Below are 25,509 nucleotides of genomic sequence, written 5' to 3'. Positions count from 1 at the left end.
GGGTCGCGTGTGCCACGGTGGCTACGCTGTACCCATGACGGCTGCGACCGATTCCAAGTCCGCCTCCGAAGCCGGTGCAGACACCGCGTCTTCGCAGGTGAGCGCCACTTCCGAGGGCGTCCGCGAGGTTGTTCACGATGCTGCGCGAAAAGCGCGAGTCGCGTCGCGAATCCTTGCTTTGCTCACGACCGCCGAGAAGAACGCCGCGCTGCACGCGGCGGCCGACGCGGTGCTTGCCAACGCAGAAGCGGTGCTGGCGGCCAACGCGGCGGATATCGACACCGCTCGTGACGGCGGAACCGGCGAATCTCTGCTCGATCGACTTCGGCTGACCAGCGCGCGCATCGACGGTATTGCTGCCGGATTGCGCCAGGTAGCGACCCTGCCCGACCCTGTAGGCGACGTCGTTCGCGGTTCGACGCTTCCGAATGGACTGGAAATTCGTCAGGTCAGGGTCCCGCTCGGAGTGATCGGCATGGTCTACGAAGCGCGCCCGAACGTGACTGTCGATGCCTTCGGACTCGCCTTGAAGTCAGGAAATGCTGCGCTGCTGCGTGGGTCCTCGTCGGCCGCGCAATCGAACCTTGCGTTGGTGACGATCTTGCGCGAGTCGTTGACCGCGAGTGGCCTGCCCGCAGATGCGGTCCAGCTGCTGCCGATCGCCAACCGCTCCAGTGTCACTCACCTCATCCAGGCGCGTGGCCTGGTCGATGTCGTCATCCCACGCGGTGGCGCCGGCCTGATCAACGCCGTCGTTCGCGATGCGACCGTGCCGACGATCGAGACCGGAACCGGAAACTGCCACGTGTACGTCCATTCCGCTGCCGACCTGGATATGGCCGAGAAGATCCTGATCAACTCCAAGACCCGGCGAACGAGCGTGTGCAACGCCGCCGAGACCGTCCTCATCGACGACGCGATCGCCACGACAGCCGTTCCGCGGCTGATCGAGGCGCTCGAGCGCAACGGCGTCACGATCCACGGCGACCTGCCCGGTCTCGTGCCTGCCAACGACGACGACTGGTCGAACGAATATCTCTCGCTCGACGTTGCGCTGAAGGTGGTGGCAGACCTGGACGAAGCAGTCGCGCACATCGACCGCTACGGGACCGGACACACCGACGCGATCGTGACCGGCGACTTCGCTGCGGCGCGCGAATTCACGGCACGCGTCGACTCCGCGGCGGTGATGGTCAACGCATCGACGGCCTTCACAGACGGCGAGCAGTTCGGCTTCGGTGCCGAGATCGGCATTTCGACGCAGAAGCTGCACGCGCGCGGGCCGATGGGGCTACCCGAGCTCACCTCGACGAAATGGATCGTCTGGGGCGACGGACAGACCAGGCCCGTCTGATGGAGACCACAGTGCCGGAAGCACCGGCGATGTTCGCCTCTGTCGACGACGTCATCGAGCGGTTGGCGCAGACCGGTTATCTGGCCGACAAGGGCACTGCGACAGCTGTTTTCCTTGCCGACCGGCTTGGCAAACCACTCCTGATCGAGGGGCCTGCAGGCGTCGGAAAAACCGAACTCGCCAGGGCGGTCGCGCAGACTACCGGTGCCGAGTTGGTCCGGCTGCAGTGTTACGAAGGCGTCGACGAGAGCCGCGCGCTGTACGAGTGGAATCACGCGAAGCAGATCCTTCGGATCCAGGCCTCCAGTGAAAACCACTGGGAGGAAACGAAACAGGACGTCTTCTCCGAAGAGTTCCTGCTTTCGCGGCCGCTGCTCACCGCGATCCGCCGCACCGAGCCGACCGTGTTGCTCATCGACGAGACCGACAAGGCCGACGTCGAGATCGAGGGTCTGCTGCTGGAGGTGCTCAGCGACTTCGCGGTCACCGTACCGGAATTGGGCACCATCGTCGCGACCCGCAAACCCTTTGTCGTGCTTACCTCCAACGCGACCCGCGAACTGTCGGAAGCGCTCAAACGGCGCTGCCTGTTCCTGCATCTCGACTTCCCTGACGAAGATCTGGAACGACGGATTCTCGCCAGTCGCGTACCGGAACTCCCCGAAGCTGTTGCACAGCAAATGGTCCGGACCATACGGGTGCTTCGTGGAATGCAATTGAAGAAGTCGCCGTCGGTCGCCGAGACCATCGACTGGGGTCGGACGTTGCTCGCGCTCGGAATGACAGCACTCGACGACAAGGCCGTTCACGCCACACTCGGGGTCGTCCTCAAACACCATTCCGACCATCAGCGTGCGATCTCGGAGCTGAAACTGAATTGACCACTCCGCTTGCGCCGCAGGGACTTCCAGCGCACCTCGTCGGATTCGTCGGGGCGCTGCGCAAGCGCGGAATTCCGGTCGGTCCGTCTGAGACGGTCGATGCGGGACAAGTTGTCGCGGTGCTCGACCTGCTCGATCGCGACGTTCTGCGCGCAGGCCTGGCCGCCGCGTTGTTGCGTCGGCCTACGCACCGCCCGACCTTCGACGGCTTGTTCGATCTGTGGTTCCCGGCGGCGATCGGAGCCAGGTCGGTCGATTCCGACGAACTCGAGCTACCCCGGGACGCGAAGGGTGAACTCGACCTCGAAGCGATAAGGGAGATGCTCGCGAACCTGCTGATCGACGACTCGGCGGAGGCCGCGCTGCTCGCGAGTCAGCTGGTCGAGCAACTCGGGCAGTACCAGTCGGCGAACGGTCCGTCGTTCTCCGCCTACCAAACCCTGCGCGACCTGAAGCCGGAGGAGTTGCTGCAGAAGATCCTCCAGGGCCTGCTACAACGCAGCGGTGCAGGCAAAGACGACCCGGACGGCGATGTCGCCTCCGAGGTTGCGAGAAGGACTGCAGCGCAACGTATTGCGGACTTCAGAACAATGGTGGAGGTGGAGACCAGGCGACGGTCGGCCGAACGCCTCGGCAAAGAACGTGTCGCCAAGTACGGCGTTCCGAAGCAGGCCGACGAGGTCGACTTCCTGCGCGCTTCCGATGCCGAACTCGCGTTGCTGCGTCGCAGCGTCACCACCCTTGCGCGGCTACTCGCGACCCGCTTGGCTGCGCGACGCCGGCGCGCCCGCCACGGCGAGATCGACTTACGCAAGACGCTGCGCAAATCGATGTCAACCGGGGGAGTCCCCATCGATCTGGTTACTCGCAAGCCACGTCCCGGTCGTCCCGAGCTGGTGATCCTGTGCGACGTGTCCGGGTCGGTCGCGGGCTTCAGCCACTTCACACTGTTGCTCGTGAATGCGCTGCGTGAACAGTTTTCGCGCGTGCGGATCTTCGCGTTCATCGACAGCGCCGACGAGGTGACCCGGTTCTTCGATCCGAACGCGGACTTCGCGAAAGCGATGTGGCGAATCATGAACGAGGCGGATGTGATCCGCTACGACGGCCATTCCGACTACGGCAGCGCGTTCGGCGTCTTTCTCGACAAGTTCGTCGGCACCGTCACCGGACGGACCTCGGTGCTCGTCCTCGGCGACGCCCGCAACAACTACAGGGACCCGAACTTGGCGGCCGTCCGAGCACTCGTTTCGGTCAGCAAACATGCGCACTGGCTCAATCCCGAACCGCGCAACCAGTGGGGTTCGGGGGACTCGGCGGCCGACGAGTACGCCGAGGTTATCGATATGCACGAGTGCCGCTCGGCGAAGCAATTGACAGCTGTGGTCGCCGGTCTGCTGCCTGTCTAGGTAGGCGGGTTCATCGCCGCTGGGTAAGCTCGACAATCGTGCAGAAGGCCGGTAACCGCAAAGTGGGCGTGATGGGTGGAACGTTCGACCCCATTCACCATGGACACCTCGTGGCGGCAAGCGAAGTTGCAGACCGATTCGACCTCGACGAAGTGATCTTCGTGCCGACGGGAACGCCGTCGCAGAAGGAATCGAGCAAGGTCAGTCCCGCCGAGGATCGTTACCTCATGACCGTGATCGCGACTGCGTCCAATCCCCGCTTCTCGGTGAGCCGCGTGGACGTCGACCGCAAGAAGATCACCTACACGGTCGACACGCTGCGCGATATTCGTGCGCAGCATCCCGGCGCCGACCTGTACTTCATCACCGGCGCCGACGCTCTTGCCAGCATTCTGTCCTGGCAGCACTGGGAAGAGTTGTTCGATCTTGCCAACTTCGTCGGCGTCAGCCGTCCAGGCTACGAGTTGGGGGACGAGCATCTTGCCGACTACCTCGACAAGTACCCACCGGGTGCGTTGACGCTGATCGAGATACCGGCTCTGGCCATATCGTCGACGGACTGCAGAAAACGCGCCGTCGAAAATCGGCCCGTCTGGTATCTCGTCCCCGACGGCGTCGTCCAGTACATCTCCAAACGTCAGCTCTACGGCACCCGCGCCCAGCCGTCGTCGGAAGGCGCGGCACCGATGTCGTCGCCCGTGGCAGCAGCGGTGCCCGACCAACCGGTGGACGACGAACCGGTGCACCAGAAACCAACGATCGAAAACAATACGAAAGGCACCAAGTGAGCGCATCGAACGAGGCCATCGAGATAGCCCGGATTGCCGCCTTGGCCGCCGACGACAAGCTCGCCGCCGACGTCGTCGTCCTCGATGTCTCCGAGCAGTTGGTGATCACCGACTGCTTCGTGATCGCGTCCGCGCCGAACGAACGCCAGGTCAACGCGATCGTCGACAACATCGAAGAGAAGTTGAAGGAAGCTGGGCACAAGCCTGTCCGGCGCGAGGGCACCCGCGAAGGTCGATGGACTCTGCTCGACTACATCGACGTCGTCGTCCACGTGCAGCACAACGACGAGCGCAACTTCTACGCGCTGGAGCGGCTGTGGAAGGACTGCCCGACCGTCCCCGTCGAGGGTCTCGGATCGGGCGCGACCCGCGCTGCAGCGGCAGCCGCCAGTGCGAGCGAGGATGAGTAGCCCCCGCATCCGCCGGTTGATATTGCTGCGCCACGGTCAGACCGAATGGAATGCCGGTGATCGGATGCAGGGTCAGTTCGACACCGACCTGTCCGCGCTCGGGCGCACGCAGGCGAAGGAGGCAGCGCGCGAGTTGTCGACGCGTAAGCCACGGATCGTCATCTCCTCCGACCTTCGTCGTGCGTCCGACACGGCCGCTGAACTGGCGACCGCCGCGGGCGTCGGCGTGAGGTTCGACGAGCGACTTCGCGAGACCCATCTCGGTGATTGGCAGGGTCTTACCCACACCGATGTCGACGACGGTTACCCCGGTGTCCGCGTCGCGTGGCGTCGCGACGCTACGATGGCGCCGCCGAACGGCGAGAGCCGTATCGACGTTGCGAAACGGTCCCGACCTGTGGTCGACGAGTTGCTGGAGCAGGATCCGGCGGAGTGGTCGCAAGCGCCGATCGTCCTCGTCGCGCACGGTGGTCTGATTGCCGCGTTGACGGCGTCGCTGCTGGAACTGCCTGTCGATCGGTGGTCGATACTCGGTGGCCTGGCGAACACGAGTTGGGTGCAGCTGGGAGCGCACGGTGACGGCACGGTCGTCGACTGGCGTCTCGACGTGTGGAACGCCTCGGCGAGGGTGGCATCGGATGTCCTCTGAACGTCCGGTGCTGCTGATCATCGCCGATTCGCTGTCCTACTACGGACCCAAGGGCGGGCTCCCCGTCGATCACCCGCAGATCTGGCCGACGCTGGTCGCGAAAGAACTCGGCTGGGATGTCGAACTCATCGCGCGAATCGGCTGGACCTGCCGCGACGCCTACTGGGCGCTGACGCAGGATCCGCGGGTGTGGGCGACCGTCCCGAAGGCAGGCGCGATCGTGTTCGCGGTGGGTGGGATGGACTCGCTGCCGTCGCCGCTACCGACCGCCCTGCGAGAACAGATTCGCTACATTCGACCGCCGACGTTGCGCCGCTACGTGCGCGCCGGCTATCAGTGGCTGCAACCACGTTTGTCGAAACTCGGTAGGCCTGTCGCGCTGCCGCCGCGGTTGAGCGTCGAATATCTCGAAAAGTCCAGGGCCGCTTTGGCGTATCTGCGGCCCGAACTGCCGGTCATCGCGACGTTGCCCGCGGTACACCGCTGCGATGCGTACGGCCGCGTGCATGCAGGCCGCGAGCCGGCCGTCCGTGCGCTGACCGCCTGGTCGAGCGAGACCGGAGTCCCGCTCGTCGATCTCGGCGACGCCGTGCGCAGCAACATCTTTTCCGACGACGCCAATCCGGACGGCATTCACTGGGGTTGGGATGCGCACGTCGCCGTTGCTGCCGCGATGGTCGACGAGATCCGTAGAGCCCGAACGGCGCCCAACGATTCGACCAACGAAAGAGTCCGGTAGCGCTGTGCCAGTAGTGGTTGTCACCGATTCCTCGGCGTGTCTGCCGGTCGAACTGGCCGAAGACTACGGAATCATCGTCGTGCCCCTGCACGTGCTGGTCGGCGACGACGCAGTGCTCGAAGGTGTCGACGAGATGCCCGGCGAACTCTACGACGGCGCCGCCACCACGTCGGCGGCCTCGCCGGGTGAGCTGAAAGTGGCCTACACCAGGGCGATGCGAGCGAGCAAGGGCGACGGCGTCGTCGCGGTGCACCTGTCACGGCATCTGTCCGGCACGTGGGAAGCAGGCAGACAGGCAGAGCTTGCTCTCGACGACAACGTCCGCGTCGTCGATTCCAGAGGCGCAGGCATGGGGACGGGGTTCGCCGCTCTCGCTGCCGCACGCAAGGCGGCGGCCGGGGCATCGCGAGACGAGGTTTTTCAAGCTGCGGTCGACGTCGCCAAGCGGTCGAAGTGCTACATCGTCGTAGACCGTCTCGACCAGTTGCGACGCGGTGGCCGGATCAGCACCGCCGCTGCCGTGCTTGGAACCGCGTTGGCAATGCAGCCGGTATTTCAGGTGGTCGACGGCAAACTCGCGCTCAAAGAGAAGACCCGAACGTCGTCGAAGGCGTTGGCAAAGCTGGTCGAGGCTGCGGTCAAGGCGAGTGGCGACACCCCGACGGCACTCGCCGTGCAGCATCTCGATGCGGCCGATCGTGCGGAGCAGATTGCCGACGAACTCAGGTCGCGCATTCCCGATGTCGACGAGGTCGTCATCTGCGAATTCGGACCGACGCTCGGCGTCCATCTCGGTAGGGGTGCGGTCGGTGTGGTCGTCGTACCTGGTGGAGCCTCGTTCGACAGCGCTTCGACAGTCGATGGTGAACCGTAAACCGTTGTACAGCACTTGATTTCGGAGTTATCCACAGCCGATCACTTATCCACAGGGCAATTCGTAACGCCAGGTCGGCACGATCGGCGCGCCGGGTCCCCGATCTAACGTCGCGTGCATGCGCAGCAACAACGACGCCCGCGACCGAATTCGCGGTCGCCTCGACGCCGTCATCGGTGGCGAGCAACCGACGACGGTGGACGTAGCAACGTCCGACGACCAGGTGTCCGACCTCGACACCGACCGACCACGTTGGCTCGACGACGCGGAGTCTGCTCCTGCCGAATCCGGCTGGGTCCCGGACAGATTCCGCGGCGCTCGGTTCGATCCAGGGCGCCGCGGGATGATCGCGCTCGCTGTGGTCGGTGTAGTCGTTGCTCTCGTCGGCGGCGGGGTTGTCTTGCGCGATCGCGACCGACCGCACTCGGTTCCCGCTCTTCCGGCGGTCGCGGCATCGGAGGTGGCATCGGGAGAGGTGCCGTCGGGTGCGGTGCCGTCCGATCCCGCTGTCGAAACGCCGGCCCACGTCCCCGCCACCGAGGAGCTTGTGGTGAGCGTCGTCGGTTTGGTGCACAAGAACGGCCTGGTCCGGCTGCCACCCGGGTCACGCATCGCCGATGCGATCGCGGCCGCCGGGGGAGCCAAGGACGGTGCCGACCTGTTCAGTCTGAACATGGCGCAGCGGGTCGCCGACGGCGATCAGATCCTGGTCGGGGTAGCTGCGACGGACGGTGGTCCTCCCGTACTTGGGAGCGGTGTTGCGCCCGCCGGCGGGCGATCCGCACCGCCTGCCGGTGCGCCGGTAGCTGCAGGCAAGGTGAACATCAACGACGCATCCGAAACCGAACTCGACGGGTTGCCCGGCGTTGGTCCTGTGACAGCCGCCGCAATCATCGCGTGGCGCAACGCAAACGGCAGGTTCACCGAGATCGAGCAACTCGGCGAGGTCGACGGCATCGGACCGACGCGGTTGGCGAAACTGCGCGACTCGGTGACGTTGTGAGCATGGCAGCCGTCGATGTCGACACCCCGCCGCTCGACGTCAGGTTGCTGCCTGCCGCCGCATTGTGTTGGCTGGCAACGCTGTTCGGCATCCTGCTCGGTTGGCACTTCGCGCTCGGCACGTCTATCGCGCTGACGGGCAGCGCGGCTGTCGTATTCGTGGCGTTCCGTCGTCGGTCCGCGTTGGCACTGCGTGTCGGTGCCGGTGCAATCGCCGCCCTGCTACTTGCCGCAGGCTTCTCCCTCGCAGTCTGCATGCGAACCCACGCGTCGGCGACTCATTCACTCGCCGAACTCGGTGAGGGTGCGTACGTGACCGCAACCGTTGTGCTGTCCGACGATCCGAAGCCGATGCGGTCACCAGGCGGACCGGCCTGGGTAACCGTGACAGCGCAGTTGCGTGAGATCCGCGTCGCCGCCGGTGCCAGCGCGATCGGTGGTGCGGTTGTGGTCATGGCACCCGCCGACTCCTGGCGCATGCTGCTGCCTGGTCAGGAAGTGGAAGTGCGTGGCTCGGTTCGTCCGCCACGCCACAGCGACCTGACGGTCGCGATGATCCGAGCTACGGGTCCGCCGCGTCGTGTCGAGGCGCCGTCTCGGCTGCAGCGGTTCGCCGGCGATGTGCGTACCCGGTTCGCGGCGGCAGCGGGCGAGGCCCTTCCAGGGGCGGAAGGTGGTTTGCTCCCCGGCTTGGTCGTGGGGGACACCTCGGGTCTCCCCGACGGAGTTCGGGAGGAATTCAGGGCCGCCGGGCTGTCCCACCTGACGGCCGTCTCCGGCGCGAATGTGGCGATTCTGCTTGGCGCAGTGCTGCTTTCGGTGCGAGGAATGACACTCGGTCCGCGCACGGGTGTGGTGCTGGCTGCACTCGCGCTCGCCATGTTCGTCGTCATCGCCCGGCCGTCACCCAGTGTGCTGCGGGCCGCGGTGATGGGTGCGGTCGGGTTGCTCGCGCTTGTGACCGGTCGGCGTAAACAGGCGATCCCGGCACTTGCGACCGCAGTCATCGTCCTCCTCGCGGTGTACCCGGCGCTGGCCGTCGATTTCGGTTTCGCGCTGTCGGTGTTGGCGACGGCCGGTTTGATCTTGCTCGCTCCGACGTGGGCGGACTGGTTGCGAGCGCGTGGGGTGCCGCGTGCTGCTGCGGAAATGCTCGCCGTGGCGACTGCTGCGTTCGCGGTGACGACACCCGTGGTCGCAGCGATGTCGGGGACGGTAAGCACGGTATCGATTGTCGCGAATCTGCTTGTCGGCATTGTCATTGCGCCGATCACGGTCGTCGGCGCAATCGCGGCGGTGCTCGCCTCTGTCTGGTTTCCCGCCGCGGTGGTCGTGGCACGGTGTCTCGGCCCGCCGCTGTCCTGGCTCATCTGGGTTGCCGAGCAGGCTGCCGCGCTTCCCGGTGCATCGATCACCGTTCCCAGTGGCATGCCGGGGGCGGTGTTGGCGCTCTCAGGTGTGGTTGCGGTCGGTTTCGGGATCCGGTTCGCCCTCGGGCGGACGCGGTGACACCGACCGCCCAACGTCGCTGTCGGATGTTCGTGCAACGATCGTCGGCGTGAGCGAATCGGAGCAGCTCGACCAATTGCATCTAGTACTCGGCGAGGAGGAACTGCTGATCGAGCGGGCGGTCGCCGATGTGATCGCGACCGTGCGTAAGGCGGGCGGTGGCGACAACCTTCCCGTGACTCGGCTTCGCGCGGGTGATGTGACGGTGTCGGAGCTCGCCGAGATGCTGAGCCCGTCACTGTTCGCCGAGGATCGTGTGATCGTGCTGGAAGCCGCGGCCGAGGCAGGCAAAGATGCCGTTGCGCTGGTGCTCGATGCGGCGACCGACCCGCCGGACGGCGTTGTGCTGGTTGTACTACACACCGGCGGTGGGCGTGCGAAGGCACTGGCGCCCGCGCTGCAAAAGGCGGGAGCGGTGGTCCACGAGGCCGCCAAGATCACCAAGCCCGCCGAGCGGGTCGATTTCGTCCGCGGCGAATTCCGGGCACTCGGCGTCAGGGTGTCGGTAGACGTCGTCCAGAGCGTGCTCGAGTCCGTGAAGAACGACCTCCGCGAGTTGGCCGCTGCTTGTTCTCAGCTGGCGGCGGACACAGGCGGCAAGATCGACGTCGCGGCGGTTCGGCGGTACTACTCGGGCAGGGCTGAGGTCACAGGCTTCGAGGTTGCGGACCTCGCCGTCGCCGGTGATCGGGCAGGCGCCATGGAAGCGCTGCGCTGGGCGATGCTGCGCGGTGTGCATCCGGTTCTACTCGCCGACGCTCTCGCCGATTCGGTGCACACGATCGCTCGGGTCGGGTCCGCAGGCGGCGGAGATCCGTTCCGACTGGCAGGTCCGCTCGGGATGCCGCCATGGAAGGTCAAGAAAGCGCAGGCGCAAGCCCGCGGCTGGAATCCGGACACCATCACCTCGGCTTTGAAGGCAGTTGCCGAACTCAACGCCGACGTGAAAGGTGCGTCCGCCAACACCGACTACGCGGTGGAACGAGCGGTCGAGACGGTCGTTGCGCTTCGAGCGCGGAAGTAACGGGGAAATCGGATGCTGTTGGTCGCGAACCGTGGTGAGATTGCGCTCCGAATCATCGATACCGCCCGCGATCTAGGGATCGACACCGTCGCGGTCTACGCCATCGACGATGCGGACAGTCCGCATGTCCATGCCGCAACGACCGCCGTGGCCCTTGCCGAGTCCGGTCCCTCCGCCTACCTCGATCACGCTGCGATCGTCTCCGCAGCGACGCAGGCCGGCGCCGAACTGGTCCACCCCGGCTACGGGTTCCTCAGCGAGAGTGCTGAATTCGCAGAGGCCTGCGCAACGGCAGGGTTGACGTTCGTCGGTCCGAGCCCAAGCGTGCTGCGCTTGTTCGGCGACAAAGCCGCGGCACGCGAGGCAGCCGTCGCTGCCGACGTCCCGGTCCTCGCCGCGACGACTGCGGACGCATCGCTCGAACAGGTTCGTGAGTTCTTCGACGAGCACACTGCGGGCATCATGATCAAGGCGCTTGCGGGTGGCGGCGGCAGGGGTATGCGGGTCGTGCGCGATCGGGCCGACCTCGATGCGGCTTACAGCGCATGTGCAGGCGAAGCTCTGCACGGCTTCGGACGCTCCGAGTTGTTTGCAGAAGCGTTGTGCGACAACGCTCGTCATATCGAAGTGCAGATCGTATCGGCGGCGTCCGGCGCCACGACGACCGCCCTCGCGATCGGCGACCGCGATTGCAGCGTGCAGCGCCGACAGCAGAAGCTGATCGAAATCGCACCGGCACAGGGGATTTCCGACGCCTTGCGCAGGGAGTTGCACAGCAGCGCAGCACGGCTGTGCGCGTCGGTGGGCTACGTCGGGATCGGCACGGTCGAATTCCTGCTCACGGCAGAGGGATTCGTGTTCCTCGAGGTGAACCCGCGGATTCAAGTCGAGCATACGATCACCGAGGAAGTGACCGGTATCGATCTGGTTGCCGTCCAGCTCGCACTCGCGCGCGGCACAGAGTTCGCGGGACTTGCTCTCCCACAGGGCGTTCACGCAACCAGCACCGACAATGCTGCGCCGGTCGTCACCGGAACCTGTGCAGCTTCGGTCGGCATTGCAGTGCAAACCCGCGTCAACACGGAGACGATGACACCCGACGGCGATGCACTACCGTCGACCGGCACACTCGCCACGTTCAGTCCGCCGACCGGCCCTGGAGTGCGCGTCGACACCTACGGCCGACCCAACCTCGTGCTGAGTGCTCGCTACGACTCACTGCTCGCGAAGGTGATCACACACAATCGCGAGCCGCACCTGACGGCCGCAATTCGCAAGGCCCACAACGCACTTGGGAACTTCGCCATCGGTGGCGTGGCCACCAACGTCGCGTCTCTGCGAGCGATACTGTCCGACAACGAGTTCGGTGCAGGACCGGTCTCCACGACCTGGCTCGGCGAGCGTATCGCCGACTTCGCGGTCCCGGTGTCGACCCGACCAGTCGCGGGTCGTGCAGTCGAATTGCACGCGGGGGAGGAGATGCTCCGCGCACACCTCGTCGGAACGGTCGTCGAGACGGCGCGTGAAGGCGACGACGTCCCCGCGGGCGCACCCGTTGTGGTACTCGAGTCGATGAAGATGCAGCATGTCGTTCTGGCCCAAGGGGATTCGCGCGTGGTCAGGATCCTGACGGCGCCGGGGTCGACGGTCGGGCCGGGAGACGCCCTCGCGGTGGTTCGTGGCGTCGATACGTTGGCATCCGATGCCGAAGCTGCCTTCGATATCGACCACGTGCGCGACGACCTCGCCGAGATTCTCGACCGCCACGAGCGGACCCTCGATGCGGCTCGTCCCGCAGCTGTGGCGAAGGTACACGGCCGCGGTCGACGTACCGCTCGGGAGAATGTCGCCGACCTCGTCGACGACGGAACCTTCGTCGAATACGGCGCGCTCGTGCTGGCTGCGCAGCGCAGTCGACGCAGCGAAGACGACTTGATCGCCAATACGGCCGCGGACGGTTTGGTCGGCGGAATCGCGCGAATCGGCGGTGCCGAAGCCGTCGTGATGTCCTACGACTACATGGTGCTCGCAGGCACCCAGGGTGCGCGCAATCACGCGAAGACCGATCGACTGCTCGACCTGACGGCTCGCAGGCGGGTCCCGCTCGTGCTGTTCGCCGAAGGTGGTGGCGGGCGGCCGGGCGACACGGATGCCGGTGCCGCTTTCGGTCTCGACCTCGACACGTTCAGGTCGCTCGCTGCGCTGAACGGCACAGTACCGACCGTCGCCGTCGTGTCCGGCCGGTGTTTTGCGGGCAACGCCGCACTCGCCGGTGTGTGTGACGTACTCATCGCCACCCCGGACGCGAACATCGGAATGGGCGGGCCCGCGATGATCGACGGCGGTGGGCTCGGTTCATTCCGACCCGAAGACATCGGCCCGATCGACGTCCAACGAGCAAACGGTGTCGTCCATCTGGCGGCCCGCGACGACGAGCACGCCGTTGATCTGGCCAAGCGCTACCTCTCCTATTTTCAGCCGAGCGCGACCGAATGGAGCGCACCCGACGAGCGGACCGCGCGCCACGTCGTTCCCGAGAATCGGTTGCGCGCCTACGACGTCCGCACCGCCGTCGAATCGATCGCCGACATCGGGTCGGTGCTGGAACTGCGATGCGACTACGGCGTCGGCGTCGTCACCGCGCTGATCCGCGTCGAGGGTCTGCCGTACGCCGTGCTGGCAAACAGCAGTCATCACCTCGGTGGCGCGATCGATGCCGAGGCCGCAGACAAGGCCGCAGATTTCCTCACGATGTGCGAGGCGCACCGATTGCCGGTCGTTTCGCTGTGCGACACGCCCGGGTTCATGGTCGGACCCGATTCGGAAGAGGACGCGACAGTTCGTCGGTTCGGACGGTTTTTCGTCGCAGGCGCTCGACTGACGGTGCCCTTCGGAATGATCATTCTGCGCAAGGCTTACGGGCTCGGCGCCATGGCGATGGCGGCGGGATCATTTCACGCACCCGACTTCACGATCGCGTGGCCGACCGGTGAGATCGGGCCGATGGGGTTGGAAGGCGCCGTGCGTCTCGGCTTCCGCAAAGAGTTGGACGCGGCGGCCGACCCGGCGGCTCGCGAGAAGTTGTTCGAGCAATTGGTGGCGATGGCCTACCAGCACGGGAAGGCGCTGACTGCGGCGACGACGTTCGAACTCGACGACGTCATCGATCCTGGTGCGTCGCGACAGTGGATTCGCCGACTCGGAAGGCGCTGAGGTCGAACCGGGTCTGCCAGGATGCTCTGGACACACCAAAAGCCGCCGCGGTCATGTGACCACGGCGGCGCAGCGTCGAGTGTTCTAGATCAGAGCTTGTTGAACGCGAGCGAGAGTGCGGACTTCTTGTTCGCAGCCTGGTTGGCGTGGATAACGCCCTTGCTCGCGGCCTTGTCCAGCTTGCGGCTTGCCGAGAGCAGCGCGACGCCGGCCTTGTCCTTGTCGCCCGCTGCAGCAGCCTCGCGGAACGTGCGGATCGACGTACGCAGCGCCGACTTCACGGACTGGTTGCGCAAACGGCCCGCCTCGTTGGTGCGGATCCGCTTCACCTGGGACTTGATGTTTGCCACGCGTGTGTTCCTTCGTTTGTTCGGGGGAGCTCGCTCTTGGTGCTCGAGAAAGCGATACTTTTCCAAGACGTTGGGCGCGGTGACGCGCCGACAGTCGAGAATACCAGCATCGGCACGGCCATCCCAATCCGGCGCCGACCGCTGTGGACTCGGAGTCCAGGATTCCAGAATTTAACACCTCCCTGCCCACGCCCACTGGCCATCTGTAGCACCATGACCGAATGACCACCCGATCGACGACGAAGCAGTCCAGGTCGCAGCTGTCCCGAATCCGATCATCGGACAAGCCGTCGCAGGTATTCGACGACTACGACTCCGCCGGACGGTACGGCCGCGCTTTCGACGAGATGTTCGATGCAGACGGCAAAGTCCGAACGCCGTACAGAGGTATCTACGACGGACTTGCCCCGTCCGACGTCGACGATCTCGCAGCCCGCGCCGAAGCTTTGGGTCGCGCGTTCATCGACCAAGGCATCACCTTCTCGCTCTCCGGCCAGGAGCGGCCCTTCCCACTCGACCTCGTTCCGCGTGTCATCGCGGCCGCGGAGTGGGCTCGGCTGGAACGTGGCATCAAACAGCGCGTCAAGGCACTCGAAATGTTCCTCGCCGATATCTACGGTGAGCAGTCGATTCTGCGTGATCTCGTCATTCCGAAACGCCTGGTTACCTCCTGCGAGCACTTCCACCGCGAAGCTGCAGGCTTCGTTCCGCCGAACGGTGTCCGGATCCACGTCGCAGGCATCGACCTGGTCCGAGACGAGAAGGGCACCTTCCGGGTGCTCGAAGACAACCTCCGGTCACCGTCCGGAGTGTCGTACGTGATGGAGAACCGCCGAACGATGGCGCGGGTTTTCCCCGATCTGTTCTCGTCGCATCGGGTTCGCGCGGTCGGTGACTACGCGACCCATCTGCTGCGCGCCCTGCGTGCGTCGGCTGCGATCAACGAGGCCGACCCGACGGTCGTCGTGCTGACCCCCGGTGTCGCGAACTCCGCCTACTTCGAGCATTCGTTGCTCGCGCGGCAGATGGGCGTCGAGTTGGTCGAGGGCCGCGACCTCTTCTGCCGAGACAATCTCGTCTACATGCGTACGACGGAAGGCGAACGTCAGGTCGATGTGATCTATCGGCGTATCGACGACGACTATCTCGATCCGATGCAGTTCCGACCCGATTCGGTGCTCGGCGTCGCGGGCCTGCTGAATGCGGCGCGGGCCGGCAACGTCGTCATCTCCAGTGCGGTCGGCAACGGCGTCGGCGACGACAAACTCGTCTACACCTACGTGCCGACGATCATCGAGTACTACCTCAACGAGAAGCCGCTGATCGCCAACGTCGACACTTTCCGATGCTGGTTGAGCGACGAACGTGAAGAAGTGCTCGACCGTGTCGACGAACTGGTCATCAAGCCGGTCGAAGGGTCTGGTGGGTACGGCATCGTCTTCGGACCCGACGCGACTCCCAAGGAACTCGACGTCATCTCCCGCAAGATCAGGGCGGATCCGCGCGGCTGGATCGCGCAGCCGGTCGTGCAGTTGTCGACCGTCCCGACGAAGGTCGGCGACAAGTTGGCACCACGGCACGTCGATCTGCGCCCTTTCGCGGTCAACGACGGCGACAATGTCTGGGTGCTGCCCGGCGGTCTGACCCGAGTAGCGCTGCCGGAGGGATCGTTGATCGTGAACTCGAGCCAGGGCGGCGGTTCCAAGGACACCTGGGTACTTGCGAGCCGAGCCTCTGTGGCCGAGCGTGAACTTGCCGGTGACGAGCTGGTCGCGGAACCGTCGGCGCAGAACCTTGCCGAGAACGGTCCGGAGCTGAGTCCGTCGCAGATCCAGCAGCAGCAGCAACAACAGCAACAGCAGCTCGCCGTGCCGAGCGACGGGAAGGTGTGACGCCATGCTGGCCCGCAACGCAGAATCACTCTTCTGGATCGGCAGGTACGTCGAACGTGCCGACGACACCGCACGCATCCTCGACGTGGCAGTCCATCAACTGCTCGAAGATGCGACCGTCGACCCCGACCGGACGTCCCGACTGCTACTCCGCGTCCTCGGTATCGACCCGCCCGACGGTCCGCTCGACGTGTGGTCGGTGACCGACCTGGTTGCGTTCAGCCGAGATCACGGCGGCTCGATCGTCGACTCGATTTCGAGTGCCCGCGAAAATGCTCGCGGCGCTCGTGAGGTGACGTCGAGTGAAATGTGGGAGTGCCTCAACACCACGTTCAACGGTCTGGCCGAACGTGAACGCGCTGCTCGGCGCCTCGGCCCGCACGAGTTCTTCCAGTACATCAAGGCACGTGCAGCAATGTTCGCCGGCTTGGCCGACTCGACGCTGAGCCGCGACGACGGGTATCGCTTCCTGCTGCTCGGGAGGTCGGTCGAACGAGTCGACATGACGGTTCGAATGTTGCTCTCGCGAGCAGGCGACCGAACGTCGTCACCGGCCTGGGTGACGGTGCTGCGGTCCGCGGGCGCGCACGACACCTACCTACGGACCTACCGAGGCGCGCTCGACGCTCACCTGGTCGCCGAATTCATCCTCCTCGATCGCTTGTTCCCGAGGTCGGTGTTCCATTCGATCAGCGTCGCCGAAAGCTGCCTCGACGAACTCGATCAGCGACCCAACAGTCGCGTCGGCGCACGTGACGAGGCCCAACGTCTGCTCGGCCGGGCCCGTAGTGAGCTCGAGTTTCTGCCGCCCGGTGTGTTGTTGGAGGATCTGCAAGCACGCTTGCTGTCATTGCAGAAAACGTGTCGAGATGTCGGAGAGGCGATCGCGTTGCAGTACTTCCACGCGGCGCCGTGGGTCGCGTGGACCGACGCAGGCATTCCCATCGAAGACATGGCAGAAGTGGAGGGTGAACTGTGAGCTGGCGGATGCGAGTCGTCCACACGACGGGTTACGCGTACAACGCGCCCGTGACGTCGTCCTACAACGAAGCGCGCCTGACGCCGCGTGCCGACTACCGGCAGAACGTCATTCTCAACCGCGTCGAAACCGATCCGGCTACGCGCTCGTACCGGTACCGCGACTACTGGGGTACCGCCGTCACGGCGTTCGACCTGCACGCGCCGCATACCGAGCTCGAGGTCACCGGTTCGTCGGTCGTCGAGACGGAACCCTTTGTCCCACCGACGGAAACGTGGTCGTGGGACGACTTGAAGAGCGACATGCTGCTCGACCGGTTCGACGAACTGTTGACGCCGACGAAGTATGTGCCGCGCGACCGCAAACTCAACGGTGTCGCAAAGCAACTCGCCAAGGGTGCCGAGCCTGCCGAAGCCGTCGTGAAGGCCGCCGAGTGGGTGCACTCCGAAATGTCTTACGTTGCAGGTACAACGGGCGTTCACACGTCCGCGGTGCAGGCGTGGGACGAACGTAAGGGTGTCTGCCAGGACTACGCACACCTGACGCTGCTACTACTGCGCAGTATGGGCATTCCGAGCCGCTACGTCTCCGGATACCTCCATCCCAAGCGTGAAGCCGACCTCGGCGAGACCGTTGCCGGTGAGAGCCACGCGTGGATCGAGGCGTGGACGGGTACGTGGTGGGCTTACGACCCGACGAACGCTGTCGCCATCAGCGAACAGCACGTGTCGGTCGGTCTCGGCCGTGACTATGCCGATGTTCCACCGCTGAAAGGCATTTACTCCGGCGGTGGCTCGACTGCACTCGATGTTGTTGTGGAGATCACCCGGCTGGCATAACGTTTCGAGCGGAATGCGGGGTCGCAGCAACAAACGAGCGAGCAAAGGTGGGCAATGTCTCCGACTGCACAGGAATTCGTGGAGAAGGAACAGATATCGGAGTTCAAGAAGTACGTTGCGGAAGCGATCGGTACGTTCGTATTGCTCTTCGGTGGCGTCGGTACCGCGGTCCTCGCGGGCAACAACGTGACCTGGCTCGGTATCGCGCTGGCTTTCGGGTTGACCCTGTTGTTCCTCATGTATGCGATCGGCCCGATCTCGGGTTGCCATCTGAACCCGGCGGTCACGCTCGGCAATCTGTTGCTCGGGCGAATCAGTCCGCTCGTCGCGGGTCTCTACGTCGTGGCGCAACTTGTGGGCGGGTTCATCGCCGGCGTCGTGCTGTACGCGGTCGCGCAGAACAATCCGGGATACGACCGCGCGACGAAGGGGCTTGGTGCGAACGGGTGGGGCGATCACAGTCCGTCGGCGTTCTCGGTCGGTGACGGGTTGATCCAACCTGGTTACAGCGTGGCGGCGACGATCATCATCGAGGTCGTACTGACCGGCTTGCTCGTCTTCGTGTTCCTCGCTTCGACCGACCAGATCTCGGATGTGCCGATGGCAGGCATTTCGATCGGTCTCACGTTGACCGTCGTCCATCTCGTCGCGATTCCCGTCGACGGTGGCTCGTTCAATCCGGTCCGCAGCCTCGCTGTGGCGCCCTATCAGGACGGTGCGCTCGCGCAGGTGTGGGTGTTCGTCGTGTTCCCGCTGATCGGCGGTGCGTTGGGCGCTCTCGTCTACGGGGTGCTCTACGGACGATCACGCGAGATGCGTAGCTGACTTTCCCGTAGCTGACTAACGAGGGTGGCCTCGACGACGCCAGGCGACGTCGAGACCACCCTCGCCTTGTATCCGAGCGTCTAGTGCCAGCTGTACTCGTGGCACAGGCGCGCGGCGACCTCGTCGAACACCTTGCGCTCCAAAATTGCGCCTTCACGCCGGATGCCCTGCTCGGGGACGTCCAGCACGCGGTCGAGTCGTACCCAACTCGGCCGTCCCTCGTGATCCCAGCCGCCCTTACCGATGCTGATCCAGTTTCGGTCGGCGGCGTGCGATGCATTCGACGACAGCATCAACCCGAGCAGCGTGTCGCGATCACGTCCGACCACAAGCACCGGGCGATCCTTGCCGTTGTGCGGATCTTCTTCGTAGGTCACCCAGGTCCACACGACTTCGCCCGGATCGGCGCGGCCGTCCAGTCGCGGTGCGTAGACGATGCGACGGGCACGCTCGGAGGTAGGCACAGCGTTCGAGGCGACCGGACGGACGTCGATGGCGGTCCTCGACCTGGCAGGTGCGCCGTTTGCAACATTCGGGAGCACGCCCGACTTTTGCAGCCGTTCGACCAGCTTGGGCGCCTGACTGCGCACCAATTTGGGGGCTTGTTCCTTGGCAATACTGGTGAGCTGCTTGCCGATTGCGTTCCACGGTCGGGCCATAGGAATCGAGTTTAGTAGCGTCCGCGCACGTTCTCATCCCCGCTCCGGCCAGTGCAGGTCACAGCCCGGAATGTCAGGACGCGGCGCAATGGCGGATACGCTGTTATCCGGCGGTGACCACCGTCGACTTCCGAAGGAGACGAGTGCCAAGCTTCGCCGATAAGACGTTCACCGATCCAGCGCGGATCCGGAACTTCTGCATCATCGCGCACATCGACCACGGAAAGAGCACGCTCGCAGACCGGATGCTGCAGCTGACCGGCGTCGTCGAAGATCGCCAGATGCGTGCCCAGTACCTCGATCGGATGGATATCGAGCGCGAGCGCGGCATCACGATCAAGGCGCAGAACGTCCGTCTGCCGTGGGTCGTCGACGGCGACGAGTTCGTCATGCACCTCATCGACACCCCAGGTCACGTCGACTTCACCTACGAGGTCTCCCGCGCGCTCGAAGCCTGCGAAGGCGCCGTGCTGCTCGTCGACGCCGCCCAGGGGATCGAGGCGCAGACCCTCGCCAACCTCTACCTCGCGCTCGACAAAGAGTTGACGATCATCCCCGTCCTCAACAAGATCGATCTTCCCGCTGCCGATCCGGATCGCTACGCCGAGGAGATCGCGCACATCATCGGCTGCGAGCCGGGCGACGTGCTGCGTGTGTCGGGCAAGACCGGCGAAGGCGTCCGCGAGTTGCTCGACCATGTCGTCAAGATGGTCCCGGCTCCGGTCGGCAACGCTGACGGTCCTGCCCGCGCGATGATCTTCGACTCGGTCTACGACACGTACCGCGGCGTTGTCACCTACGTTCGTGTGGTCGACGGCCGGATCGTTCCGCGCGAGAAGATCAAGATGATGTCCACCGGCGCGACACACGAACTGCTCGAGGTCGGCATCGTTTCGCCGGACCCGAAAGCGTCGGTCGGGCTCGGTGTCGGCGAGGTGGGCTACCTCATCACCGGAGTGAAGGACGTCCGTCAGTCGAAGGTAGGAGACACCGTCACCGCCGCGCGCAACGGTGCAACCGAAGCGTTGACGGGATACCGCGAGCCGCGACCGATGGTCTATTCGGGCCTCTACCCGGTCGATGGGTCGGACTACCCGGATCTGCGGGACGCACTCGACAAGCTACAACTCAACGACGCGGCACTGACCTACGAGCCCGAGACGTCGGTGGCACTCGGCTTCGGGTTCCGCTGCGGATTCCTCGGACTGCTGCACATGGAGATCACCCGCGAACGCCTGCAGCGCGAATTCGACCTCGAACTGATCTCGACCGCGCCGAACGTCGTCTACCGCGTCGAGTTGGAGGACGGCAGCGAACACGTCGTCACCAACCCCTCGTACTGGCCGGAAGGCAAGGCACGCACCATCTTCGAGCCGGTCGTCAAGTGCACGATCATCTCGCCGAGCGAGTTCATCGGCACGATCATGGAACTGTGCCAGCAGCGTCGCGGTGAGCTCGGCGGCATGGACTACCTCTCCGAGACTCGCGTCGAGCTGCGCTACACGCTCCCGATGGCCGAGATCATCTTCGACTTCTTCGATCTGCTGAAGTCGCGCACCCGTGGCTACGCCAGCCTCGATTACGAGGAGTCGGGCGAGCAGGCGTCGCAGCTGGTCAAGGTCGACATCCTGCTGCAGGGTGAAGCGGTCGACGCGTTCAGCGCGATCGTGCACAAGGACGCGGCTGCCGCCTACGGCAACAAGATGACGTCCAAGCTGCGCGAACTGATTCCCCGCCAGCAGTTCGAGGTGCCGATCCAGGCGGCAATCGGTTCGCGAATCATCTCTCGCGAGAACATCCGAGCGATCCGCAAGGACGTTCTTGCCAAGTGCTACGGCGGCGACATCAGCCGTAAGCGCAAGCTGCTCGAGAAGCAGAAGGAGGGCAAGAAGCGGATGAAGACGATCGGCCGCGTCGAGGTCCCTCAGGAAGCTTTCGTCGCTGCATTGTCGTCGGACTCGGACAAGCCCAAGAAATAGCTGGGGGTGCGGTGATGCTCGAAACGTGGCTTACCAAAAGTCTTGGTATCGAGCTGCCGATCATCGGTGCACCCATGGGCGGTCGTGCAGGTGGCCGACTCGCGGGTGAGGTGTCGAGGGCAGGCGGCCTCGGGATGCTCGGTGCCGCGCGCTACGCAACACCGGAGTGGATCGCCGACGAGGTTGCCATTGCACGTGCGGGCGGGGGAGACGTCGGCATCGGCCTGATGACGTGGTCGCTCGACGACGACGCGACGCTTCTCGACGCAGCGCTCGAGTACACGCCGAAGCTGATCTCGCTGTCCTTCGGCGATCCCGCGCCCTATGTTGCGCGGATCCACGATGCCGGGATTCCTGTTCTCGCACAGGTCAATACGATCGACGACCTGCGAATTGCCGAACGCGCCGGCGTCGACATCATCGTCGCGCAGGGCGGCGAGGCGGGCGGTCACACAGGACGGGTTGCGACACTACCGCTGCTGCAAGAGATTCTGGAGTCGACGTCGCTGCCTGTGCTCGCGGCCGGTGGGGTGTCGACGGGACGAGGTCTGGCAGCAGTGCTCGCGGCAGGCGGCGAAGGTGTACTCGTCGGAACCATCCTGCTCGCGAGCCCGGAGACCATCGGACCCGACTATGCACGTACGCGGGTCCTGGCGGCGGGCAGCGCCGACACCGTCTACACGCCGGTCTTCGACCGGGCCCGCCACCAGCCATGGCCGGAACGCTGGTTCGGCCGAGCGCTGACCAACGACTTCACCGACAAGTTCCACGGCGGTGGCGTGGACGACGACGTCATCGTCGATGCCTACGACCCTGCCGACCCGAACGTCGGCGTCGTCTATGCAGGTCAGGCAGCCGGGATGGTGACGTCCGAACGTGCAGCCGGGGACGTCATCCGGGCAATGGCGGCGCAAGCGGAGCAACTGTTGAGTGCAGCCGGTGCGAAGGTGCGAAACAACGGTCGGTAGGTGGCATCGATTTCGATGGAACCGATCGGGGTGACTGAACGTCGAAGTAGTCGAGGGGGACAAATGACGGTGACCACGCGGGCAGTTGCGGCGCTGGTCGCCGTCGTTTGGTCGTTGAGTGCCGTGGGATGTGGATCGACGACGGATGGGAAGCCGGTCGAAGCGACGAGCACGCCGACGGCCGATCCCGACGAGCCGGCGGGGTTGTTCGATCCATGTACGGAGATCTCCGACGACCTACTCCGGCAAATGGGGGTGGATCCGGCGACTGAGGAAGCCGACCTCGCTGGTGTGGAATACCCGGGTTGGAAAGTCTGCTCGTGGAGCGGACCGTGGTATTTCCTCACTGTGTTCGTCGGTGATAAGTCTCTAGATCAGATGCGTGAAAACAAGAGCTTCACAAAGTTTCGCGATATCAAGATCGGCACACGCGATGCTCTGCAGTATCAGTCGACCTCCTCAATGCAAGACGAAGACTGCTTTATTGGATACGCAGTAAATGGCGGCGTCGTAATGATTGAAGTCGCGACGATGTTTTCCGAGGAAAAGGCGGAAGATCCCTGTGATGTGGTCATTCGCGACGCAATCGCACTGAACTCTGTGCTCCCGAACTAGTTCGCTTCACCTTGAATTTCGGAGGAACCGAATGCCCGACGAAGAGCCCGGTGTGGCACTCTGGCGAGATCTGTCTAATGAGGCCGCTACTGGCCAGTTGAATCTGGACCCGATCGTCGCGAAAAGTGTGCATGATGCCTGCGAGGCATTCATCGAGGAGCTATCTCGTTTGCGTCAGACCGCGACGAATCAGCATGTACTAACCGGCTATGGCGACCTACCGTCCGCGGCGGCTTTGGCTGGAAAGTTCGAGCGCAAGGCCGTCGGTGGGGTCGACGCCCTCGTTACTCGGTTCGAGCAGAACATCACCGTGGTGAAGCTCATCCAAGAGACTGTCTCGCATTCGGTGTCGCGACTTGTCGAAGAGGACCGCGACCTCGCCGGCGCGCTGCCGAGTGTCGAGGGTCCCCGATGACGTACGACGATCTGCAGGACCCCATTCATCGCAAATTCATCGACGGACTCGTCCAGAGTGATATCGACGTGTTGTCCGGTGAATGGGGCTCGATTGCGCCGCGATTCACCGGAGCTTTCGACAGCGAACTCGCAATAAAAGCGGAAGAACCGTTCGAAGGTATGTCGCACGCCGAGATCTACAGCCAGGTGCGGGGAATTCAGTCGAACGAGGTCAATGCCATAGCCGATGTGTGGCGTGCGTTGGCGGGCCGTTCGGCTGAAGCAGCAACAACATTTGCGGCCGTTGCCCAAGCTGCAATCGGCGAGAAGTGGCAGGGCGCATCGGCGACGAAGGCCGCGCGGGGGATAGCGGCTTTCTCGAGCGGTTTCGCCGATCTGCCGCTGGCTATGCAGATGACGGCCAACGGTCTGGACCTACTCGAAGCACGGCTTGCCGAGGCGAAGGCGAACGTGCCACCACCGCAGCAGTCGGCTGCCGCCGATCCAGGCTCGTTCAACCCGTTCGAGCGCGATTCCGGATGGAAGACGCAGTACGACAGGGAGACCGAGCTAGAAGAACAGGTCCGAACGGCGATGATCACGCAATATCGGCCAGGTGTGCGTGTCATCGATTCGCAGACACCCGTCTTGCCGGTGCCGGAGAACCCCATCGCCGGCTACGCGATCAGCCACAGCAGCGATCGATCGAGCACGACCAACTCCGGACTGTCCTCGGGTGGGCCGAACCTGCCGACCGCCCCGAACAACGGCCAGATAGGCACGCCGAGCGAGCAGCCCGACCCGACAGGCACGCAGACCGGTCCAGCGTCGACCAGCCCGGCAGCCGCTGTGCCCTCAGTTATCCCTAGTTCGGCAGTTCCGGCCGGACCAGCCTCCGACGACCCCAGCCGTACACGTCCGACCACTCTCGACGACCCACTCGCGACAACGCGCACCGATTCGCCCACCGACCGAAATCGCCGATCGACCGGCAATCCGACGACGCCCGGACCTGCCCGCGACAGCGATCGCAATGGCGTGCCGCTCGCAGCCGCACCGATCGCAGGATTGCCGACCTCGGCAGGCGGACCGGACACCAGAAGCAGCACGCCGAGCGGCGTTCCCGCTGGCCGCCACGGTATGCCGGGTATGGGCGGCATGGCGCCGGGCGCAACGAGAGGGAAGGGCGACGACGACGAGCACAAGATTCCGTCGTATCTGATCGATGTCGACAACGGCAACAAGTTGATCGGCAAGATCGAAAAAGTGTCTCCGCCTGTGCTCGGCGCATGATCGTCGCGGATGGTTGGCAGCTCAGCGCACTGGAGTTCTCGGTCGCTCTGCATGCTTTGGGACGAGACCGGATGCCGTATCCATTCACCTTTCGCGCGCCGGGCAGCAGCGCCGAGGAGGTCCGCGCCCTGCGATTGGATGCAGGTAAACAGCTCGCGGTCCAGGCAGACGGCCTGTTTCGCACCACACTGACACTGCTGCTCGAACCACAGATCCGCGTCGAGGTCCACGGCTTTACCGGCCCCGAACTGCGTACACCGATCAGGATCCACGCGGGCATCAGCGGTCGGACCGCTGTGCTTGCGGTTCAGCGCCCGGATTCACAAACGGCTAGCGGCGAGGTGACCATTCGCCGGTGCAGCGTAGACACCATCGCCCAGTGCGTCGTCGCCGAGTTGCCGCCCGCTGCGGCGGGCGACCGCAGGGCCTTCATCGCGGAAAGATCGGCAGGAGCAGCAGCCGAGGAGAGCTATGTGCGACCGGCAAACGAGGTGACCTCGCGCGAACAGCTCGACCGCTTCTTCCGCAGACCGCGCACGTGTGTCGGCGAGATCGGTGTCTTCGACGGTGTCGCCGTCGATGCCAGAGCAACCTCAGGCCGAAGGGCGCATTGGTTCGATTTCGTCGACGACGGTCGGTATGTGGTCAAGGGTGACAAGGCCAAACGTGTGGTTCCTGCTTCGGCAGAAACGTTCGCTGCCGAAATCGACACGCTCGTCGCTCCGCGTGTCGCGTCGGGCGCTGTACTGGGACGACGCGCCGAAGTGAAATGAATCACTCCGAAATACTACGATCGGTGTCCGAGGCGCGTTATGTTGTCTCGGCATACCATCCGGGCGGAACCAGTGCCCGGGTTGTATAT

The 25,509-nt window shown here is 64.6% G+C and carries 24 protein-coding genes; 22 read left to right on the top strand and 2 right to left on the bottom strand.

Translation table 11 applies throughout. From position 1 onward, the window contains the following. Window positions 1-34 precede the first annotated feature (34 nt). From JGU71_RS25895 to JGU71_RS25840, 12 genes are all read left to right on the top strand, one after another. Window positions 35-1,354 carry a glutamate-5-semialdehyde dehydrogenase gene (locus JGU71_RS25895; RefSeq protein WP_199707760.1) on the top strand — a complete coding sequence of 440 codons (1,320 nt, stop codon included), beginning with the start codon at window positions 35-37 and terminating at the stop codon, window positions 1,352-1,354. Next, a complete protein-coding gene (locus tag JGU71_RS25890) occupies window positions 1,354-2,235 on the top strand; it encodes an AAA family ATPase (protein WP_199707758.1) in 882 nt (293 codons plus the stop codon). Before JGU71_RS25895 ends, JGU71_RS25890 begins: the two co-directional genes overlap by 1 nt. After that, window positions 2,232-3,644, top strand: a complete 1,413-nt coding sequence (locus tag JGU71_RS25885; RefSeq protein WP_199707756.1) for a vWA domain-containing protein — start codon at window positions 2,232-2,234, stop codon at window positions 3,642-3,644. The genes JGU71_RS25890 and JGU71_RS25885 overlap by 4 nt, the downstream gene beginning before the upstream one ends. A gap of 38 nt (window positions 3,645-3,682) precedes the next feature. Next, complete coding sequence (gene nadD / locus JGU71_RS25880) at window positions 3,683-4,432, top strand: nicotinate-nucleotide adenylyltransferase (protein WP_307829885.1); 750 nt, start codon at window positions 3,683-3,685, stop codon at window positions 4,430-4,432. Next, a complete protein-coding gene (gene rsfS, locus JGU71_RS25875) occupies window positions 4,429-4,842 on the top strand; it encodes a ribosome silencing factor (RefSeq protein ID WP_199707754.1) in 414 nt (137 codons plus the stop codon). Before nadD ends, rsfS begins: the two co-directional genes overlap by 4 nt. Beyond that, window positions 4,835-5,491, top strand: a complete 657-nt coding sequence (locus JGU71_RS25870) for a histidine phosphatase family protein (RefSeq protein WP_199707753.1) — start codon at window positions 4,835-4,837, stop codon at window positions 5,489-5,491. Before rsfS ends, JGU71_RS25870 begins: the two co-directional genes overlap by 8 nt. Then, on the top strand, window positions 5,481-6,230 hold the full coding sequence (octT, locus tag JGU71_RS25865; protein WP_199707752.1) for a diglucosylglycerate octanoyltransferase: 750 nt from the start codon (window positions 5,481-5,483) through the stop codon (window positions 6,228-6,230). Before JGU71_RS25870 ends, octT begins: the two co-directional genes overlap by 11 nt. Window positions 6,231-6,234: 4 nt before the next feature. Beyond that, window positions 6,235-7,104, top strand: a complete 870-nt coding sequence (locus JGU71_RS25860; protein ID WP_199707751.1) for a DegV family protein — start codon at window positions 6,235-6,237, stop codon at window positions 7,102-7,104. 118 nt (window positions 7,105-7,222) lie between these two features. Then, window positions 7,223-8,107 (top strand): ComEA family DNA-binding protein, encoded by an 885-nt coding sequence (locus JGU71_RS25855; protein WP_199707750.1) that lies wholly within the window; start codon window positions 7,223-7,225, stop codon window positions 8,105-8,107. 2 nt (window positions 8,108-8,109) lie between these two features. After that, window positions 8,110-9,615: a ComEC/Rec2 family competence protein gene (locus JGU71_RS25850; protein WP_199707749.1), complete on the top strand. Its 1,506-nt coding sequence runs from the start codon at window positions 8,110-8,112 to the stop codon at window positions 9,613-9,615. 49 nt (window positions 9,616-9,664) lie between these two features. Further along, window positions 9,665-10,639, top strand: coding sequence for a DNA polymerase III subunit delta (gene holA / locus JGU71_RS25845; RefSeq protein WP_199707748.1), 975 nt, complete (start codon window positions 9,665-9,667; stop codon window positions 10,637-10,639). 12 nt (window positions 10,640-10,651) lie between these two features. Beyond that, window positions 10,652-13,852, top strand: a complete 3,201-nt coding sequence (locus JGU71_RS25840; protein WP_199707746.1) for an acetyl-CoA carboxylase family protein — start codon at window positions 10,652-10,654, stop codon at window positions 13,850-13,852. Between the two features lie 89 nt (window positions 13,853-13,941). On the opposite strand, the gene rpsT is transcribed toward JGU71_RS25840, so the two are convergent. After that, window positions 13,942-14,202, bottom strand: a complete 261-nt coding sequence (gene rpsT / locus JGU71_RS25835; RefSeq protein ID WP_199707744.1) for a 30S ribosomal protein S20 — start codon at window positions 14,200-14,202, stop codon at window positions 13,942-13,944. 347 nt (window positions 14,203-14,549) lie between these two features. Between rpsT and JGU71_RS25830 the strand changes: the two genes are divergently transcribed. From JGU71_RS25830 to JGU71_RS25815, 4 genes are read left to right on the top strand one after another with little or no spacing between them, the layout of a single operon-like run. Continuing rightward, a complete protein-coding gene (locus JGU71_RS25830) occupies window positions 14,550-16,094 on the top strand; it encodes a circularly permuted type 2 ATP-grasp protein (RefSeq protein ID WP_372433237.1) in 1,545 nt (514 codons plus the stop codon). A 4-nt stretch (window positions 16,095-16,098) separates the two neighbouring features. Next, window positions 16,099-17,073: an alpha-E domain-containing protein gene (locus JGU71_RS25825; protein ID WP_199707741.1), complete on the top strand. Its 975-nt coding sequence runs from the start codon at window positions 16,099-16,101 to the stop codon at window positions 17,071-17,073. An 8-nt stretch (window positions 17,074-17,081) separates the two neighbouring features. Beyond that, window positions 17,082-17,912 (top strand): transglutaminase family protein, encoded by an 831-nt coding sequence (locus tag JGU71_RS25820; RefSeq protein ID WP_199707972.1) that lies wholly within the window; start codon window positions 17,082-17,084, stop codon window positions 17,910-17,912. Between the two features lie 54 nt (window positions 17,913-17,966). After that, a complete protein-coding gene (locus tag JGU71_RS25815; protein WP_199707739.1) occupies window positions 17,967-18,737 on the top strand; it encodes an aquaporin in 771 nt (256 codons plus the stop codon). Between the two features lie 80 nt (window positions 18,738-18,817). Here JGU71_RS25815 and JGU71_RS25810 read toward each other — a convergent pair whose 3' ends face one another. After that, on the bottom strand, window positions 18,818-19,396 hold the full coding sequence (locus JGU71_RS25810; RefSeq protein ID WP_199707737.1) for a type II toxin-antitoxin system PemK/MazF family toxin: 579 nt from the start codon (window positions 19,394-19,396) through the stop codon (window positions 18,818-18,820). 143 nt (window positions 19,397-19,539) lie between these two features. On the opposite strand from JGU71_RS25810, the gene lepA reads away from it, so the two are divergent. The 6 genes from lepA (at window position 19,540) to JGU71_RS25780 (ending at window position 25,420) form a co-directional block, all read left to right on the top strand. Then, window positions 19,540-21,375: a translation elongation factor 4 gene (gene lepA, locus JGU71_RS25805; protein WP_199707735.1), complete on the top strand. Its 1,836-nt coding sequence runs from the start codon at window positions 19,540-19,542 to the stop codon at window positions 21,373-21,375. A 14-nt stretch (window positions 21,376-21,389) separates the two neighbouring features. Then, complete coding sequence (locus tag JGU71_RS25800; protein WP_233530111.1) at window positions 21,390-22,343, top strand: NAD(P)H-dependent flavin oxidoreductase; 954 nt, start codon at window positions 21,390-21,392, stop codon at window positions 22,341-22,343. Window positions 22,344-22,406: 63 nt separating this feature from the next. Next, window positions 22,407-22,958: a DUF3558 domain-containing protein gene (locus tag JGU71_RS25795; RefSeq protein ID WP_199707731.1), complete on the top strand. Its 552-nt coding sequence runs from the start codon at window positions 22,407-22,409 to the stop codon at window positions 22,956-22,958. 31 nt (window positions 22,959-22,989) lie between these two features. Continuing rightward, window positions 22,990-23,373 carry a hypothetical protein gene (locus tag JGU71_RS25790; protein ID WP_199707729.1) on the top strand — a complete coding sequence of 128 codons (384 nt, stop codon included), beginning with the start codon at window positions 22,990-22,992 and terminating at the stop codon, window positions 23,371-23,373. Continuing rightward, window positions 23,370-24,647 carry a hypothetical protein gene (locus JGU71_RS25785; protein WP_199707728.1) on the top strand — a complete coding sequence of 426 codons (1,278 nt, stop codon included), beginning with the start codon at window positions 23,370-23,372 and terminating at the stop codon, window positions 24,645-24,647. The genes JGU71_RS25790 and JGU71_RS25785 overlap by 4 nt, the downstream gene beginning before the upstream one ends. Then, window positions 24,644-25,420: an ESX secretion-associated protein EspG gene (locus JGU71_RS25780; RefSeq protein ID WP_199707726.1), complete on the top strand. Its 777-nt coding sequence runs from the start codon at window positions 24,644-24,646 to the stop codon at window positions 25,418-25,420. The genes JGU71_RS25785 and JGU71_RS25780 overlap by 4 nt, the downstream gene beginning before the upstream one ends. The last annotated feature ends 89 nt before the right edge of the window (window positions 25,421-25,509 follow it).

The organism is Antrihabitans stalagmiti (genome assembly GCF_016482825.1).
Taxonomy (GTDB): domain Bacteria; phylum Actinomycetota; class Actinomycetes; order Mycobacteriales; family Mycobacteriaceae; genus Antrihabitans; species Antrihabitans stalagmiti.
This window is presented reverse-complemented; position numbering and strand designations above follow the sequence as displayed.